This window comes from Streptomyces sp. NPDC050535, from assembly GCF_044457665.1.
Taxonomy (GTDB): Bacteria; Actinomycetota; Actinomycetes; order Streptomycetales; family Streptomycetaceae; genus Streptomyces.
This window is the reverse complement of record NZ_JBITHE010000005.1, coordinates 122,604-139,060: the sequence shown is the minus strand read 5'-3', so window position 1 is coordinate 139,060 and position 16,457 is coordinate 122,604. Positions and strand designations below refer to the sequence as shown.

The following is a 16,457-nucleotide window of genomic DNA, read 5'->3' as shown; positions in this document are numbered from 1 at the left end:
ACGGGGAAGAGGCGGTACGGCGAGGTGCGCGGCCGGCGGTCCGCCATCGAGCAACTGCCTCCCGCCGGGCGGGCGGACGCTGTCCAGCGGCAGCGGGTCCTGCGGCTGCGCGGCCGCAGCGTCGCCTGGCTGCCGCCGCTGCTCCTGCTCCTCGGCATCACCCTGCTCGACGCGAACACCTCCGGCGAGTTCCGGATCATCTCCTGGATCGTGCTGGTGCCGGGTATCGCGGCGGCGATCTGCGGGGTGTGGGGCACGGGCGCGTTCGCGGCGCTCTCGCTGATCACGTACTTCGCCGTCGACACGTCCTGGCCGCACCAGTACCAGACCGGGCTGCCCGACTTCATCCTCGTCGCCGTCGGCGGCATCCTCGCGACGCTGGCCTGCGCGGTCCGGGTCCGCGGCGAGCAGCGCATGCTGCACATGCGGGACGTCGCCGAGACCACCCGGCGCACCCTGCTGCGTCCGCTGGCACCGGGCTGGGGCGGCCTGGACCACGCCGCCGTGTACCTCGCCGCCGACAGCGAGGCCCGCGTCGGCGGCGACTTCTACGACATCCAACCGGGCCTGCACGGCACCCGCGTGCTCCTCGGCGACGTCCAGGGCAAGGGCCTCGCGGCCGTGGAGTCGGCGGCGGCCCTCCTCGGCACGTTCCGCGAGGCGGCGTACCACGAGCCGCTGCTGCGCACCGTCGCCGACCGCCTGGAGATCCGCATGCTCCGGCACGTCAACTACTGCGCCTCGCTGGGCTACGACGACGACGACCGCTTCGCGACGGCGATCCTGGTCGCCTTCCCCAAGAGCCCGGCCGGCGGCCCGCCCGGTGGGGACGGCCCGGCCGGTGGGGACGGCCCGGCTCTGTGGGGTGGCCATCCGCGCCCGCCCGATCCCGCCGACCCGCCGATTCCGCCGCCCGCCCCCTACACCGTCGAGGTCGTCAACTTCGGGCACGAACCCCCGCTGGTGATCTCGCCCGACGGCGTACGGTCACTGCCGCCCGGGGACGGGCTCCTGCTCGGGCTCAGCGAGTTGGCCCACCACCCGCCGCCGCTGCTGCATGTCACCCTCGCACCCGGCGAGACCCTCCTCCTCGTCACGGACGGCGTGACCGAGGCCCGCGACTCCGCCGGGGAGTTCTTCCCGCTCAGGGAACGGGTGACCCGGGCCGTCGCCCAGGACCCGCGCACCGCCGACCCGCAGCTCCTCGCCGAGTTCGTCCGCGACGCGACCCTGCGGCATTGCGGCGGCCACCTGGCCGACGACACGACGATCTTCGCGGTACGTCGCCGGCAACCACCGGAGCCGCAGCCGTAACTCCCGCCCCGGACGGGTACAAGCAGCCTCATAGCCGGGCGTTTGCACTCCGGCCGTGCCCCTTTGCAGGCGCAGCGGTTACGGTGCTGGCGTACGTGATCGATGGGGAGGGAACCTATGCCCGGAACCGTGCTGCTCCTCGCGGCCTCGCCGGTGGGCAAGGGGTGTCTCGTGGACGCGGCCTCCGTGCTCCCCGTACTCGCGGCGGTGTCCCCGGAGGTGCTGTCCGGCGCGGACACCGCGAACGTGGTGGAACTGGCCGACCCGCTGGAGCCGCAGGCCGTCCTCACCCGGCTGCGTGCGGCGGCCGCGGCTCCCGGCCCGCTGACGGTGTTCCTGACCGGCCAGCTCAATCTGGACCGCCGCCAGCACCTGCCCCATCTCGCCCTGGCCCGCACCACCCCGTCGACGGTCCGCTACACCGCCTTCCCCTGGCACTGGATCGCCGAGGAACTCCGGCTCCGCCCGCCCGGCACGACCGCCGTCGTGGCCGACCTGCACGCCGACCCGGCGGCCTGGCAGCACCTTCTCGCGCACCCCCTCACCGTGGGTCCGACCGCCGAGCTGTACGGCCGCGTCGCCCCGCCGCCGCCCCGCCGCACGGTGGCGTCACCGACGTACATGAAGGCCGTGGCCACCCTCCTGCGCAGCGGCCACCGGCCGCCGCTCCCGCAACTCCACGAGCACGCGCTGGCGCGCGTCGCGGGGGAGGGCGGGTACGCGGACATGGTGCTGGAGCAGCGGGCCGCGCCGGCGCCCGGAGCCGGCGCCGTGGCGGGCGGTCTCGCCCCCTCCGCCCCAGCCGTGCCCGTTCCGGAGGGTTCCCCGCCCCCGCCCAGACCCCCGTACCTGCCTGAACGGGCTCGTCCGCAGACTCCCCCGGACGGGCCGGAGAGCGTCGACCCCCATGCGCTCATCGCCGCGGCCGTGCAGTCCGAGCGGCACGGCGAAGCCGACGCGCTCGCCGCCCAGTGGGAGCAGGACGCGACGCGCACGCACGGGCCCGGCTCCGAGCAGGTGCTGCACTGGATGGAGGTCCGGGCGGACCTGGCGATGTTCGCGGGGGACCCGGTGCGCAGCTGCCGGACCTGGCTCGCGGTCGCGACCGCCCGGCTCGACGCGGGCCAGCGCCCGGACGCGCCCGCCGTCGAGACGGCCGCCGACCACGCCCACCACCAGTGGGGCAGCATCGGCGACGCGGCGCGGGCCCGTGAACTCGGCTCCGCCATCGCCGACCTGCGCCGCCGGGTGCCCGGCCGCCGCGAGGGCGCGCTGAGCCATGTGCGGCAGCACCTGGACGCCCTCTGGGCGACCGAACTCACCGGCTGAGCAACGGAGTTCAGGCCAGCCAGGCCAGCGCCCCCGACACCAGCGTCCGTACGCCCGGTGCGACCACGGACAGGTCGGGGGCGAAGAGCGGGCTGTGGTTGCTGGGGACGGCGTCGAACCTCGACATCAGGTCGTCGCCCGGCGCCGCGTCCCAGACCGCGGCCGGCGTGCTCGTCACGAACCAGTAGGAGTAGGGAAGTTCGCCCTCGGCGAGCTGGGAGAAGTCCTCGCTGCCCATCGCCGGGCCGGGGTCGAAGACGCTGGCCTGGCCGAACACCTCGCGGTGCACACCGGCCACCCGGTGGTCGGTGTCCGGGTCGTTCACCGTCACCGGGAAGCTGTTGCCGAGCGTCATCTCGGGCCCGCGCGGGCAGCCCGCGGCGAGGCACTCGCCCTCGGCGATGCGGCGGACGGCGGCGAGCATCCGGTCCAGGACCGCCTCCGACTGCGTACGGAGGTTGAGGGAGATACGGGCGGTGGCGGGGATGATGTTCGGGGCCGTGCCCGCCTCGATGCGGCCGACGGTCAGCACGGCCGACTCGCGCGGGGCGATCTCGCGGCTGACGACGGTCTGCAGCCGGGTCACGATGTACGCGGCGGTCACCACCGGGTCCACGGTCGTCTCCGGCCGCGACCCGTGCCCACCCCGCCCGTGCACGACGATGTCGACGTCCGTCGACGCCGACATGATCAGCCCCGGCACATGCGCGTACAGGCCCGCGGGCCCCGGCGCCACATGCTGGCCGAGCAGCACGTCGGGGCGCGGAACGCGGTCGTAGAGCCCGTCCGCGACCATCGCGGCGGCGCCCCTGCCGGACTCCTCGGCGGGCTGCCCCACCACGAGCAGCGTCCCCGACCAGGCGTCCCGCCCGGCGGCCAGCGCCGCCGCCGCGCCGGCCAGCCAGGTCACGTGCATGTCGTGCCCGCAGGCGTGCATCACCCCGGGCGCCTCGGAGGCGTACGGCAGCCCGGTCGCCTCCGTCACCGGCAGCGCGTCCAGGTCGGCGCGCAGCAGCACGGTCGGTCCTTCGCCGTTGCGCAGCAGCCCGGCCACTCCGGTGCCGCCGATGCCCTCGGCCGTCTCGAACCCCGCCCCGGTGAGCCGCCCGGCCAGTCCGGCCGCCGTGCGGTGTTCCCGGAAGGCCAGCTCCGGGTGGCGGTGCAGGTCCCGGTAGAAGTCCTCCAGCGCGGGGACCGGGAGGCCGGCGGTGATGTCCAGCGCGGCGCGTGCTGCGGCAGAGGTCATAAACGCAGCCTAGACCGGCTGCCTGTCACCTGTACGGCGGCGTTCACCACGGTCCGCGGGGCCGTTCGCTGCTATCCACGAGGGAGGGGGACGCCGTCCACCGAAGAAGGAAGAACCGCTCATGGTCACGCTCTCCGTAGACTTCACCCAGGGGCTGAACGACGCCTGGTCGAAGGTGGCGACGTTCGTCCCCCAGCTCATCGGCTTCCTGGTCATCCTGGCCATCGGCTGGTTCGTCTCGAAGCTGATCGCGAAGGTCCTGGACCGGGTCCTGCGCAAGGTCGGCTCCGAGCGACTGTCGGACCGCGCGGGCACGACCCGCCTGCTCCAGGACTCCAAGTACGACATGACAGGCATCGTCTGCAAGATCGTTTTCTACGCGCTGATGCTGATCACCCTCCAGCTCGCGCTGGGCGTCTTCGGCGCCAACCCGGTCAGCACGATGATCAACGGAATCGTGGCCTGGATCCCGCGCGGCATCGTCGCCGTGGTCCTCGTCGTCATCGCCATGGCCATCGCGAACGCGGTCCGCGGGATCGTCGGCAGCGCGCTGTCCTCCGTCTCGTACGGCAGGACGGTCGCCACCATCATGTGGGCCTGCATCCTCGCCCTCGGCGTCATCGCCGCGCTCGGCCAGGCGGGCATCGCCACCACGGTCACCCAGCCCGTCCTGTACGCGGCCCTCGCCGCCGTCGCGGGCATCCTGATCGTCGGTGTCGGCGGCGGCATGATCGGCCCGATGCGCCAGCGCTGGGAGCGCTGGCTGACGACCGCCGAGCGCGAGACGATGAACGCCAAGGGCAGCATGTCCGCCTACCAGGCCGGCCGCCAGGACGCGATGTCCAACCAGCCGGTCCAGGAGCGGACGGACATGCCGGGTACGACGGACAACATGTAGCCGACGGCTACTCCTCGCCCGTCCGCTGTTCCGGCAGCAGCCCGTGCCGCGTCACCAGCCAGGTGATCGCGGTCAGCCGGCACACCGCGTAGTCGTGACCGACGGGCTCGCGCCAGTCCAGCTCCGCGAGCCCGTCGAGGAACCCGAGTGCGTAGTCGGCGAGGCTCTCCCGGTCCGGCGTACCCGGGACGAGCCCGCCGCCCGAGGCTTCCAGCCGGTCCCGCAGTTCCGCAACATGCTGGTCCACCGCCGCCGTGAAGGCGGGCTCGAACGCGAACTCCGCGAAACGGGGCGCGTACGCGCGGCTGATCTCGACCAGGGCTGACATCCCTCCAAGGTAGGTGCGCCGCGCATGTGTGCGGGAGAGGCCTTTGTCATGGTTTCCGTCACATCGCGCCCGGGACGGCGCCGGTGTCCCGTTCGCCGGTGTGGCACTCGAACCACACGGTCTTTCCCCGCCCCGGCAGCGGATGCCATCCCCACCGGTCGGTGACGCCCGCCACGATCACCAGCCCCCGGCCGGCCTCCCCGAGCTCGTCCACAGCTGTGGACAACGGTGGCCGGGGACACGTGTCGGTCACCTCCACCCGTACGCCGTTCACCCGCCGCAGCATCAGCAACGCCGCCCGTCGCCCCGGTACGTGCCGTACGACGTTCGCGAGCAGCTCCGTCAGCGCGAGCGCCGCCGCGTCGGTCAGCTCCGGCATCTCCCAGGCGATGAGGTACGCCCGCAGGATCCGCCGGAGGTGCCGGGCGGAGTGGTCACCGACGGTGAAGTTGATGCCGTACCTGGCGTCGATGACGCTGTCGGGCAGGTCAGTTGCGTGATTCATGTCACCAGCGTGGAGTGGAGTGGTTACGCTCGGCTACGACCAGGAATCAACGACCTGACACGTCGACTTGGGGGTGCCACGCCGTGGTGAACATCCGCGACCTCGATCCCAGCGCGAGCCCACTGGACTACTTCGGCTCCGAGCTCCGCCGCCTCAGAGAGGGTGCCGACCTCAACCAGAAGCAGTTGGGTTCGATCGTCTTCTGCACGGGCTCCCTGATCGGACAGATCGAGACGGCGAAGAAGGTTCCGACGAGGGAGTTCGCCGAGCGGGTGGACGCGGCGCTGGGAACGGAGGGGGCGTTGTCGCGGCTGCTGGGCTTGGTGCTGCGGAGTCAACTCCCGCACTGGTTTCAGCAGTATGCGGAGATGGAGGCGCGGGCCGAGTACATCTCCACCTATCAGTGCCAACTGGTCTACGGGCTCCTCCAGGCGGAGGCGTACGCACGGGCGGTACTCGGCGTCGAGCAGGAGGGCAAGCTCGACGACATGGTGGCCGCCCGGATGGAGCGCCAGCGCATCCTGACGCGGGAGCGCCCGCCGGTGGTGTGGACGGTGCTGGACGAGGCCGTCCTATACCGGGAGATCGGGGGCCGGGAAGTGATGCGAGAGCAACTAGCCCACCTGTTGGGTCTCTTCGGGCAGCCGTGGATGGAGCTCCAGGTACTCCCGTTCTCGGTGGGCGAGCACGCCGGAATGATGGGCTCGTTCACACTCCTGCGCTTCGACGACGACCCGGACATCCACTACAGCGAGAGCTACGACTCGGGTCACATGACCGCCAACCCGCAAGTGATCAGGGGGCGTTCTGTCGGATACGCTCGATTGCAGGCCGAGGCCCTCTCCCCGAGGGAGTCGGCGGCACTGATCGGCCGTGTGATGGAGGAACGCTATGGGCACCAGCCAGGACCTGACGCGCGCTCAGTGGCGTAAGTCGTCGTACAGCGGATCCAGCGGCGGCGACTGCGTCGAGTGCGCCCCCCTCGGAACCGCCGACTGGCGCAAGTCCTCGTACAGCGGCAGCAGCGGCGGCGAGTGTGTCGAGGTCGCCGACCTGACCCCCCACATAGCGCTGCGCGACTCCAAGGCACCGGAGTCGGGGGCCTTCAAGGTCGCCCCGGAAACGTTCGCGGCGTTCGCCGCGGCCGCCGCTTCCGGTGTTCTCTGAGGGCGTTACGGCCGCGCGGAGATGACACCGGCCCCCGGTGTGGGGTCCGCCGCCCGCGCGGGCCCCGCCTGCGCCGCAAGCACGAGCGCCGCCACGGCGATGACAGCCGCGCCGAACCCTCTGGTGTAGCGGGTGGAAATACGTCGGAGCATGGCGACCTCGCAACGACAGCGGCGTATTAAGCGGGCTTAATCTGGCGCTTAACGTAGGGGTTGGGAGTGTCAAAGGGCAAGGGAAGCAAGGGGAGTTGGAATAATAGTCAGCAGTTGACCGAATGTAAGTCCGGTTACTGGCATGCTTAAGCCATGGCGGAGCGCGACGACCCGGAGATCATCGGGCGCAGGGTTCAACAGCTGCGTACGGAACGCGGGTTGACGCAGAAGCAACTGGCGGAGCCGGTCTACACACCGGCCTACGTCTCCACCCTGGAGGCCGGCCGCGTGCGGGCCTCCGAGTCGGCGCTCAGGCACATCGCCGAGCGCCTCGGGGTGGCGTACGAGGAGCTGGTCACCGGCCGCCCCGCCCACCTCGCCACCGGCCTGCGACTGCGCCTCACCGACGCCCAGCGCACCCTCGCCACCGGCGAGGCGGAGGTCGCGGCGGAGCAGTACAACGGTCTCCTCGCGGAGGCGGAAGCGCACGGGCTGGTCGCGGAGCAGGCCGCCGCGCTGCTGGGGCTCGGCGAATGCGCCCTGGAGACAGGGGACCTGGAGACGGCGCGGAAGCGGTTCGAGGAGTCCGAGGGCCGGTTGGGGGACGCCCCGCTGCCGAACCGCGTGCCCGCACTGCGCGGCCGTGCGGTGTCCCACTACCTCGCCGGTGAACTCCGTTACTCCTGCTACCTGTTCGAGTCCACCATCGACGAGCTGAACCGCACCGGGCTGCACGATCCGGACGCCCTCCTGCTCCTCTACGCCGGCGTCATCGCGCCCTACATGGACATGGGCGCGCACGCCAGGGCCGCCCAGGCCGCCGAGCTCGCGCTCGCGCTGGCACCGCAGGTGGGTGACCCGGCGCTGGTGGCCCGGATGCACCGGTCGGTCGCCCGGACGATGATCGCCGAGGGCCGGATGGCGGAGGCGGACGCCTCACTGGCCAAGGCCGCGGAGCTGTACCGCCAGCTCCAGATCCGTACGGAACTGGCCAACTGCCACTGGATGCGCGGCTACCTGTTCGTCCAGAACGGTGAACTGGAGCGGGCCGAGAGCGAGTTGCGGGAAGCCCGCACGATGCTCTCCGCCAAGCGCGCCGCCCTCTACACCAGCCAGGTCGCCGTGGAGCTGGCGGACGTACTGCACCGGCGCGGCAAGTCCGAGGAGGCCGCCACGCTGCTCCACGAGGTGCTCGGCGACCTCAGCTCCGAGCGTGGCGCCGTCCACTCGGCGGGTGCGCACCGTCTTCTCGGCATCATCGCGGAGGACGTGCGCGACACGGAGTCGGCCGAGGAGCACTACGTCCGCGCTCTCAGCCTTCTGGAGCGTGCCGGGGCCGCGGGCGACCTCGCGGACCTCTGCCGGCTCCTCGGTGACCTCTTCCGCCGCACCGGCCGGGTGGAGGCGGCTCTCGACGCCTACCGCACCGGTCTCGGCCACCGCACCGCCCCCGGCACCACCACCCTGGGCCCGGCCCCGGCCCAGCCCCCGCTCTGAGTTCTCTCGCCCCCTCCACCCCTTCCCGTCCCGTTCCTGAGGGCTGCCGCCCCCAGACCCCCGCTTCGCGCTGACGCGCTCGTCCTCAATCGCCGGACGGGCTAAAAATTAGCCCCTCCGGCGTTTGAGGAGCGGGGTCTGGGGCGGAGCCCCAGGAACAAGGGACGGGTAGGGGCGGAGGGGGCGAAAAAACCACCCCCAGCCCCCGCACAGCGTCCCCGGTTAGCCTGTCGGAGGCGGGCGATCAGCACATCCAAGGGCAAGGCGGGACCAGGCGCGTGGAGGACCAGCACTGTTCGGCGCGCCGGCGCGGGCTGGGCGACGGGGTCCGGCTCGGGGCACGCGCCCTCTTCTACCTGGTCGTCGGCGGCCTCGCGCTGCTGGCGATCGGCACCGTCGTCTCGGTGCTGGGCCCGATGGTCGTCCTGGACCTCGCCACCCCCGCGATGTCGGCGTGGTGGACGGTCTTCACGGCGGTCGTCGTCCAGGCGATCCCCTTCCTGCTGCTCGGCACGCTCGTGTCGGCGTCGATCGGCGCCTTCGTCCCCGAGCGGGTGTTCAGCAAGCTGCTCCCCGGTAATCCGGCCCTCGCCGTACCCGTGGCCGGAGCTGCCGGTGTCGTGCTGCCGGGCTGCGAGTGCGCCTCGGTCCCCGTCGCGGGGAGCCTGATGCGGCGCGGGGTCACCCCGGCCGCCGCGCTCGCGTTCCTGCTGTCCGCGCCCGCGATCAACCCGGTCGTCATGGTCGCCACCTCGATCGCCTTCCCGGCCAGTCCGATGATGGTCCTCGCCCGGCTGCTCGCCTCCCTCGCGACGGCCGTCGTGATGGGCTGGCTGTGGGTCCGCTTCGGACGCGAGGAGTGGATCCGCCTGCCGAAACCGGCCCGTACGAAGGCGAACGGCTCCCGCTGGGACGGCTTCCGCGCCGGGCTCCAGCACGACTTCCTGCACGCGGGCGGGTTCCTCGTGCTCGGCGCGGCGGCCGCCGCGACCTTCAACATCGCGGTCCCGAGGTCCGTCCTGGACCTCTTCACCGGCTCCCCGTGGCTCTCCGTCCTGCTGCTCGCCGTACTGGCCGTCGTGCTGTGCGTGTGCAGCGAGGCCGACGCCTTCGTGGCCGCCTCCCTGACGGGCTTCTCGCCGACCGCGCGGCTCGCCTTCATGGTGGTCGGCCCGATGGTCGACCTGAAACTGATCGCCCTCCAGGCGGGCACCTTCGGAAAGTCCTTCGCCGTCCGCTTCTCCTCCGTGACCTGGGTGGTGGCCCTCGTGAGCAGTGTCCTGGTCGGGTGGTGGCTGCTGTGAGGCGTTTCGGGCCCGCGGCGCTGCTGCTGTTCAGCGGCGCGGCCGTCCTGAGGATCACCGTCTTCAGCGACCTGTATCTGCGGTACGTGCAGGCGGGGCTGAAGGTCTACCTGATCGCGTCCGGGGTGCTCCTGCTGGCGCTGGGCGCGCTGAGCGCCGTACACGCGACGCGAACGCCGGACGACGACGAGCGGTTGGACGGTGACGAGGAGGCGGCCGACGTCGACGAGGAGTTCGACGACGAGGTCGACCAGGACCACGGCCACGATCACCACCGCACTCCGCGCATCGCCTGGCTCCTCGCCGTCCCCGCCGCCGCGCTCCTCCTCTTCCCGCCGCCCGCGCTCGGCTCGTACAGCGCCGACCGTGAGGCCGAACAGCGCGCGGCGCAGGGTGTCGGGACGTTCCCGGCGCTGCCCTCCGGGGATCCGGTGGCCCTGACCCTGGGCGAGTACACCTCGCGGGCGATCTACGACAGCGACAGGTCGCTGACGGGCCGGACGGTCCGCATGACCGGCTTCGTCACCCGGGGCGACGACGGCACCTGGTACCTGGCCCGGCTCCTCATCACCTGCTGCGCGGCCGACGCGAGCACGTACAAGATCGAGATCAGGGGCGCCGACGCCCCCGCGAACGACACCTGGGTCACCGTCACCGGCACCTGGCACCCCAAGGGCGAGCTCGGCTCCGACGAGGCGTGGCCGCCCGTACTGGACTCGAAGTCGGTGAAGAAGGTGACGGAGCCGGCGAACCCGTACGAGCGCCGCTGACCCCGCCCCCGACGGCGACGCCGGGTCGCCGTCCGACCCGACGCCGTCGTGGGGGATCACGGGGTGACGGGCCGCTCCCCGCGATGGTGGCGGTACAGCCCGAGTGGTGTGGGCCGTCCGGGGTGGGGCGGCAGAGGTGACGAATCGCCGCCAATCAGTCGAGTCGGCGCTAAGGTGACGAGGATGCGCCGAGTGTGAGGCGCGTCACACATTGTTTCGAAAATGGCCGTCCGGGCTCGCTCCCGGGCTGCTGTGCATCTGGGGGGCCTCATGCACGAGATGGTCAAGGGCGGCAACGTCGGACTGGGTTCCTTGAGTGAGGACACCGGCTCGGTGATGGTGAGTCTCAGCTGGAGCAGCCCGACGGGGGAGGGCGACGCGGACGTCTCCGTCCTGCTGCTGACCGCCGACGGGAAAGTACGCGCCGACACGGACTTCTTCTTCTACAACAACCCCGTCGCGCCCGACGGTTGTGTGCAGCTCCTGGGCAAGTCACCCACGGCGGACGGCAACGAGGACCGCATCACCTTCGACCTGACGGCGATCCCGCCGGAGGTCGAACGGATCGTCGTGGCGGCGAGCCGCTACGAGGGCGCGAGATTCGGGGACCTGCACGACCTGCGTCTGACACTCGCCGACGGTGCCGGGGAGGACCTGCTGCGGTTCTCCATCGGGGACGCGGGAGCGGTGAGCGCACTGCTCTTCGGCGAGTTCTACCGGCGGGGCGGGGACTGGAAGTTCCGCGCCATCGGACAGGGTTACGAGTCGGGTCTCGCCGGTCTGGCCACCGACTTCGGCGTCGACATCGACGACGAGGCGGAGCCGGAGGACACGGAACCGCAGGACGCCGAGGCGGTGACCGAGGTGACGGCCGCCCAGACCCCGGTGCCGGCCGTGGTGGTCACCGTTCCGGCGCAGGCCGTGAGCGAGCCCGTGGAGGTGGTGGTCGCCGTGAAGGTGGCCGCACGTCCCCGTACCGCCAAGAAGAAGGTCACCCTGCCCAAGGTGGCCAAGAAGTCCCTCGCCGAGAACGATGCCTGGCGGACGGCCCGGCTCTTCCCGGCCTCCGCCCTCAAGAGCGACCGGGAGCGCGAGACCCGGGCGACGTCGGTGCTGCTCTCGGTGATGGCGCAGGTGCCCGAGTTCGGACGCCGGCTCACGGCGGCCTTCGGGGCGCCGGCCGGGCGGATGGAGATGTTCACGGAGGTCTCCCTGCCGAACGGGGACTCTCCGCGGCGGCCGGACGGCGTGATCCGCGTCGAGCGGGCCGGCAAGCTGTGGACCGCGCTCGTGGAGACGAAGACGAACGGGAACTCCCTCAAGCCGGACCAGGTGCAGGCGTACGCCGACATCGCCGCCCGGCGGGGCTACGAGGCCGTGATCACGCTGTCCAACGACGTGGAGCTGGACGGCACTCCGCTCGTCGACGTCAAGATGGACGGACGCCGGAAGAACAAGATCGCGCTCTGGCATCTGTCATGGGCCGAAGTGACCCATCAGGCCCAGATGCTGATCCGCCACGAGGGCCTCGCCAACGCCGCCCACGCGTGGCTGCTCCAGGAACTCCTGCACTACCTCCAGCACGAGAACTCCGGCTGCCACGGCTTCCAGAACATGGGTCCGGCCTGGGTGCCCGTGCGCAAGGGGATCGACGACGAGACCCTGTGCCAGGGCGACCCGCGGGCCGTGGTCGTCGTCGAGAGCTGGGAGCGGCTCGTCCGCCAGGTCTGTCTGCGGCTGGGCGGCGAACTGGGCCAGAAGGTGCTTCCCGTCCAGCGGGCCGGGCGCGGCACCGATCCCCGGGCCCGCCGGGCGGCCATGGCCGACCAGCTCTGCCTGGAGGGGAAGCTGGACGCCGAACTGCGTATCGAGGGGACGTCCGGCATCCTCGCCCTCTGCGCCGACCTGCGAACGGGCAAGCTGCGTACGTCCATCGAGATCGCGGCGCCCGAGCAGGGATACCCGCTCACGTGGGCCAAGCGCCTCGTCCGCCAGTTGGACGAGGCCCCGGCCGACCTGCATGTGGAAACCCTCGTGGAGGGCCGGATGGCCGGGCCCCGGGGCACCCTGGAGCGACTGCGCCCCGAACCGGCGGACATCCTGCCCAGGAACGGCGCTCAGATCTCCGGTTTCCGGCTCTCCCTCTTCCGGGGCATGGGCAACACCCGGGGCAACGCGGAGACCGGCTTCATTCGCAGCGTCGATGAATCCGTCGACCGTTTTCACACGAACGTAGTCGTCCACCTGCACCGCCGCGCACCGCGAGCTCCGCAGGCTGTGGAGGCGGCTTCAGCGGGGTGAGGTGGACGGGGGTGGAGGTGGACGGGGGACGGGAGACGGGGGACGGACCAGTCACCGCGGGTGGGTCAGAGTCGGTCCATCCGGGTGTACGGGCTGAGGACGCGGACCTGGCGGGCGCCGAAGTCGACGAGCATCGCGATGCCCTCTTCGACGCCGACGATCGTGCCCAGGCCGTACTGGTCGTGGGAGACGCGGTCTCCGAGGCTGAACTCCTTGGCCACGGGGACGACCGGGGCGGCGAAGGGGCTGGTGGGCAGGTGGCGCCGGGGCGCGGATGGCTTCGTCATCGTAGAACCAGTATGGGCCCTATTTTTTCGCGCGGTAGGGCTTGAAGGTCTCGATCCCGGCTCTGCGCGGAGTTGATCTCGCCTCCGGACGGGGCCGGTGCGCTCAACCGTTCGGGTAGGCGTCGCTGATCAGCTTGGTTCGCGGGACGGTCCACCGGGCCGGTATGTCGTGGACGAAACAGTGGACGAGAAAGTGGACGAGACAGAGGTCACGGCGACGGGGCCGTGGCCTGGATGCTCTGGGGCGCGAACGGACGCCCGAGGTATTTGGACAGGTGTTCTAGTGGACCTCGTTCGTCGGACCGGGGGCGGGCTCCGCCGTCTTCCAGGGTCCGGGTGTCAGCCGGTCCCGCACGTCCCAGTTGACACGGAAGGCCAGGCCGGAGGCGCCGGAGGGAAGCCGGCCCGGCCGGGCCTTCCGCTCGCCCCGCGCCGGCTCCTGCGCGAAGAGGGCGACGGTGACGGCGAGCCGCCCGTCGTACGTCGTCTCCCACCGGGTACGGGTCCCGGCGCCGCCGGTGTGCGAGCCCAGGCTGCCGGCCATGGACACGGCGGGCTCGTCCATGCCCTCGCTGTAGAGCCGCTTGGCGATCACGTCACCGGCGAAGGGCTCCATCGCGGTGCGGGTGCGCGGCTCGGCCCGGTGGACGGTGCGCCCGCCCCGGGTGATCCTCGCGACGGTGTACGGCTCCGCGTACGTACCGCGGTCCGCCACCGTGGCCCACGCCGACGCCAGCTCCATCGGCGTGGGCGCGGTGCTGCGCGGCAGGTCCGTCAGTGGCGCGCCCAGCTTCGTCTCCGTGAACGGCCCGAGCGCCGTGCCCGCCTCCACCGCGCCGTCCAGGGCGTCGTTGAAGGGCTGGCGCGCGTAGTCCGCGCCGCCGTACAGCACCCGCACCGCGCCGTCGCCGGGCACCAACGCGACGACCGCCGTGTGGATTTGGAGATCCTTCCTGGACAGCCCGGCGTCCTCCACCAGTTCCGCCGCCGCGTTCTGGGCGGTCAGGTCGAAGGTGGTGCGGACGGTGTAACCGCCGCGCGCCAGCTCGTCCTGGGTGATGCCGAGGCGGTCGGCGGCCTCCGCCGAGGCCACGTCGATCAGGTACTGGCGCTGCCCGTCCGTGCCACCGGGCGGATAGAAACGGAAGGCGGGGAAGCGGGCCGCGCTCCGCTGGGCGGCCGTGACGGCGCCGCTGTCGGCCATCGCGTCCAGCACCCACTCCCACCGGTCCGTCAGCGTGGCCGTCACCTCCGGGTCGGAGCCCGCCTTCTCGTAGTACGAGGGGATGTTGACGATGCCCGCGAGCGCCGCTCCCTGACTGACCGTCAGGTCCTTCGCGTCCACGCCGAAGTAGTTCCGGGCGGCGGCCTGGATGCCCGCCGCTCCGCGCCCGAAGTAGACCGTGTTGAGGTAGCCCTCCAGGATCTCGTCCTTGGACCGGGTGCGGTCCAGCTTGACCGCGATCAGGGCCTCCCGCGCCTTCCGGGACAGCGACTGCTCCGGGCTCAGCAGCGCGTTCTTCACGTACTGCTGGGTGATCGTCGAACCGCCCTGCCGCGCTCCCCCGGTCACCGCGGCGAGCGCCGCCCGCGCGATCGCGGTCGGCGCGATCCCCGTGTCCGTACGGAAGGACCGGTTCTCGGCGGCGATCACCGCCTCCTGCACATGGCGCGGGACCTGGGAGAGCGGCACCTGCTGCCGGTCCACCGGGCCGCGTCTGCCCAGGTACTCGCCGTGCGAGTCGACGAAGACGGTGCTCTGCATCGCCGTCTCCGGGTGCGGCCTGGGAATGTCCGTCATCTCGTACGCCACCACGGCCGCGCCGGCGACGGCGAGGAGCAGCGCGAGGAGTACGGCGAGAACGCGGCGCAGGCGGCGCCCGCGGGTGCGACGGACGCGCCTGCGCCGGGCCCGGACCCGGCGGACGAGACCGGCGCGGACGGCGGCCGCCGCGCCCCGTACCGCGGCCCTCATGTGGGGTACTCCTGGCTCGCGATCACGCCGCCCGCGGAGTCGTACACCGTGACCTTCTCGGTGACCCCCGTCGGCGGGTCCGAGGACGACGTCACGGATTCGGGCACCTTCACCTCGGCGTACCAGACGCCCCAGCCGGGCCGGCCGGCCAGCGTGAGCGCCGTACCGTCGATGTCGCCCGCGACGGTCTCGATGTCGACGCGGGCCGGTTCGCCCTGGCCGTAGAAGACGCCGGAGAGGAAGGAGACGCCGCCCTCCTGCCCGGACTCCTGGAGGCTGACCCCGGGACCGCTCAGGTCGAGGTTGCCGTCGGTCACGCTGCGGAACTGGGTGGGCTGGTCCGGCTCCGACCAGTGCTTGCCGTCCTCCGTCAGCCAGATCTCGGTGCCGGGCGAGACCTCCACCCGCTCACCGGGCGTCACGACCCGCACCTTCCCGGCCCGTTCCGCGGAGACCGAGGGACTGGGACCGGAGCTCCCGGCCGGCGGCGCGACCCGCTCGCTCTCGTCCGGGGAGATGCCCCCCTGGAGCACCACGACGGCGAGCGGCGCCAGCAGCACCCCGCAGGTGGCCCCCAGCACGGCGGCCCTGCGGCGCCGCTTCAGGCGGCGGCCCGCGCGCTCGATGGCGGCCATCGGGACCACGGAGGGGGTGACGTCGAGGGCGGCCTCGGCGAACGCCTCGCGCAGCCGCTCGGCCTCGGCCGGCGGACTCTGGGAACGGGAGGGGCGGTTCATGGGCGGGCTCCGGAGACGGGGGGACGGCCGGCGAACAAGGGGTGGGCGCGCAGGGCTTCGAGGCCGCGCCGCGCATGGGTCTTGACCGTGCCGGCCGAGCAGCCGAGCACTTCGGCGATCTCGGCCTCGCTCAGGTCGTCCCAGTAGCGCAGCACCAGCACCGCACGCTGCCGCGCCGACAGCGAACCCAGCGCCTGGCCGAGCGCCGCCCGCTGCTCGACCGTCTCGGCGTGCCCCGGCTCGCGCTGGTGCATCCGCTCGGGCAGCAACGGCGTCAGCAGATGGACGACCCGTCTTCTGCGTACCCGGCTGCGGTTGTTGTTGACCAGCGAGCGGCGTACGTAGAAGTCGACGTCGTCGCGCGGGATGCGCCGCCAGCGGGCGTACACCTTGGCCAGCGTGGTCTGGACGAGATCCTCGGCCTCGTGGAAGTCGCCGGTGAGCAGGTGCGCGGTGCGGACGAGGCGGGGCCAGGCAGCGGCGGCGTACGCGGCGAAGTCGCCGTCCGGGGAAGGCGCGGGGGCAGGGACTTCGGGGGCGGGGACTTCGGGGACGGCGGATGAGTTGTGCTGCACGGCCGGCGGTGTCCTCGGAATCGGTTGCGTGGGGGGAGGAGGCGGTGCGGGGGAGCCGAGACCTGAACAACA

At 72.1% G+C, this 16,457-nt stretch carries 17 protein-coding genes; 9 read left to right on the top strand and 8 right to left on the bottom strand.

Annotated features, from left to right (window positions below):
* The first annotated feature begins 24 nt into the window (after positions 1-24).
* Both ACIBLC_RS13770 and ACIBLC_RS13765 read left to right on the top strand, forming a co-directional pair.
* Entirely contained in the window at positions 25-1,314 is a 1,290-nt protein-coding gene (locus ACIBLC_RS13770; RefSeq protein ID WP_399211095.1) for a PP2C family protein-serine/threonine phosphatase, read from the top strand.
* A 117-nt stretch (positions 1,315-1,431) separates the two neighbouring features.
* Positions 1,432-2,643: a hypothetical protein gene (locus tag ACIBLC_RS13765; protein WP_399211094.1), complete on the top strand. Its 1,212-nt coding sequence runs from the start codon at positions 1,432-1,434 to the stop codon at positions 2,641-2,643.
* A 10-nt stretch (positions 2,644-2,653) separates the two neighbouring features.
* Here the strand turns inward: ACIBLC_RS13765 and ACIBLC_RS13760 are convergent, their stop codons facing one another.
* Positions 2,654-3,889: an amidohydrolase gene (locus ACIBLC_RS13760; protein WP_399211093.1), complete on the bottom strand. Its 1,236-nt coding sequence runs from the start codon at positions 3,887-3,889 to the stop codon at positions 2,654-2,656.
* Between the two features lie 121 nt (positions 3,890-4,010).
* On the opposite strand from ACIBLC_RS13760, the gene ACIBLC_RS13755 reads away from it, so the two are divergent.
* Complete coding sequence (locus ACIBLC_RS13755; protein WP_399211091.1) at positions 4,011-4,787, top strand: hypothetical protein; 777 nt, start codon at positions 4,011-4,013, stop codon at positions 4,785-4,787.
* A gap of 7 nt (positions 4,788-4,794) precedes the next feature.
* Here ACIBLC_RS13755 and ACIBLC_RS13750 read toward each other — a convergent pair whose 3' ends face one another.
* Positions 4,795-5,115 (bottom strand): DUF6401 family natural product biosynthesis protein, encoded by a 321-nt coding sequence (locus ACIBLC_RS13750; protein WP_399211090.1) that lies wholly within the window; start codon positions 5,113-5,115, stop codon positions 4,795-4,797.
* 58 nt (positions 5,116-5,173) lie between these two features.
* Positions 5,174-5,620, bottom strand: a complete 447-nt coding sequence (locus ACIBLC_RS13745; protein WP_399211089.1) for an ATP-binding protein — start codon at positions 5,618-5,620, stop codon at positions 5,174-5,176.
* Between the two features lie 83 nt (positions 5,621-5,703).
* Between ACIBLC_RS13745 and ACIBLC_RS13740 the strand changes: the two genes are divergently transcribed.
* Together ACIBLC_RS13740 and ACIBLC_RS13735 are read left to right on the top strand one after the other, a co-directional pair.
* A complete protein-coding gene (locus ACIBLC_RS13740; protein WP_399211088.1) occupies positions 5,704-6,552 on the top strand; it encodes a helix-turn-helix domain-containing protein in 849 nt (282 codons plus the stop codon).
* A complete protein-coding gene (locus ACIBLC_RS13735; RefSeq protein WP_399211087.1) occupies positions 6,512-6,787 on the top strand; it encodes a DUF397 domain-containing protein in 276 nt (91 codons plus the stop codon). The genes ACIBLC_RS13740 and ACIBLC_RS13735 overlap by 41 nt, the downstream gene beginning before the upstream one ends.
* 5 nt (positions 6,788-6,792) lie before the next feature.
* Here the strand turns inward: ACIBLC_RS13735 and ACIBLC_RS13730 are convergent, their stop codons facing one another.
* On the bottom strand, positions 6,793-6,939 hold the full coding sequence (locus ACIBLC_RS13730; protein WP_399211086.1) for a hypothetical protein: 147 nt from the start codon (positions 6,937-6,939) through the stop codon (positions 6,793-6,795).
* Between the two features lie 153 nt (positions 6,940-7,092).
* Here ACIBLC_RS13730 and ACIBLC_RS13725 point away from each other — a divergent pair, with 153 nt between their 5' ends.
* From ACIBLC_RS13725 to ACIBLC_RS13710, 4 genes are all read left to right on the top strand, one after another.
* Complete coding sequence (locus tag ACIBLC_RS13725; protein ID WP_399211085.1) at positions 7,093-8,436, top strand: helix-turn-helix domain-containing protein; 1,344 nt, start codon at positions 7,093-7,095, stop codon at positions 8,434-8,436.
* Positions 8,437-8,714: 278 nt separating this feature from the next.
* On the top strand, positions 8,715-9,740 hold the full coding sequence (locus tag ACIBLC_RS13720; RefSeq protein WP_399211084.1) for a permease: 1,026 nt from the start codon (positions 8,715-8,717) through the stop codon (positions 9,738-9,740).
* Entirely contained in the window at positions 9,737-10,510 is a 774-nt protein-coding gene (locus ACIBLC_RS13715; protein WP_399211083.1) for a TIGR03943 family putative permease subunit, read from the top strand. The genes ACIBLC_RS13720 and ACIBLC_RS13715 overlap by 4 nt, the downstream gene beginning before the upstream one ends.
* Positions 10,511-10,789: 279 nt before the next feature.
* Positions 10,790-12,811, top strand: a complete 2,022-nt coding sequence (locus ACIBLC_RS13710; protein WP_399211412.1) for a TerD family protein — start codon at positions 10,790-10,792, stop codon at positions 12,809-12,811.
* A 65-nt stretch (positions 12,812-12,876) separates the two neighbouring features.
* Here ACIBLC_RS13710 and ACIBLC_RS13705 read toward each other — a convergent pair whose 3' ends face one another.
* The 4 genes from ACIBLC_RS13705 to ACIBLC_RS13690 all read right to left on the bottom strand — a co-directional run bounded on the left by ACIBLC_RS13705 (position 12,877) and on the right by ACIBLC_RS13690 (position 16,385).
* A complete protein-coding gene (locus ACIBLC_RS13705; RefSeq protein WP_081218430.1) occupies positions 12,877-13,098 on the bottom strand; it encodes a hypothetical protein in 222 nt (73 codons plus the stop codon).
* Between the two features lie 280 nt (positions 13,099-13,378).
* The gene (locus tag ACIBLC_RS13700) at positions 13,379-15,073 is read right to left on the bottom strand and encodes a transglycosylase domain-containing protein (protein WP_399211082.1); all 1,695 of its coding nucleotides are present in this window, start codon (positions 15,071-15,073) and stop codon (positions 13,379-13,381) included.
* Positions 15,070-15,810, bottom strand: coding sequence for a hypothetical protein (locus ACIBLC_RS13695; protein WP_399211081.1), 741 nt, complete (start codon positions 15,808-15,810; stop codon positions 15,070-15,072). Before ACIBLC_RS13695 ends, ACIBLC_RS13700 begins: the two co-directional genes overlap by 4 nt.
* Positions 15,807-16,385, bottom strand: coding sequence for a SigE family RNA polymerase sigma factor (locus tag ACIBLC_RS13690; RefSeq protein WP_399211080.1), 579 nt, complete (start codon positions 16,383-16,385; stop codon positions 15,807-15,809). The genes ACIBLC_RS13695 and ACIBLC_RS13690 overlap by 4 nt, the downstream gene beginning before the upstream one ends.
* Between the last annotated feature and the right edge of the window lie 72 nt (positions 16,386-16,457).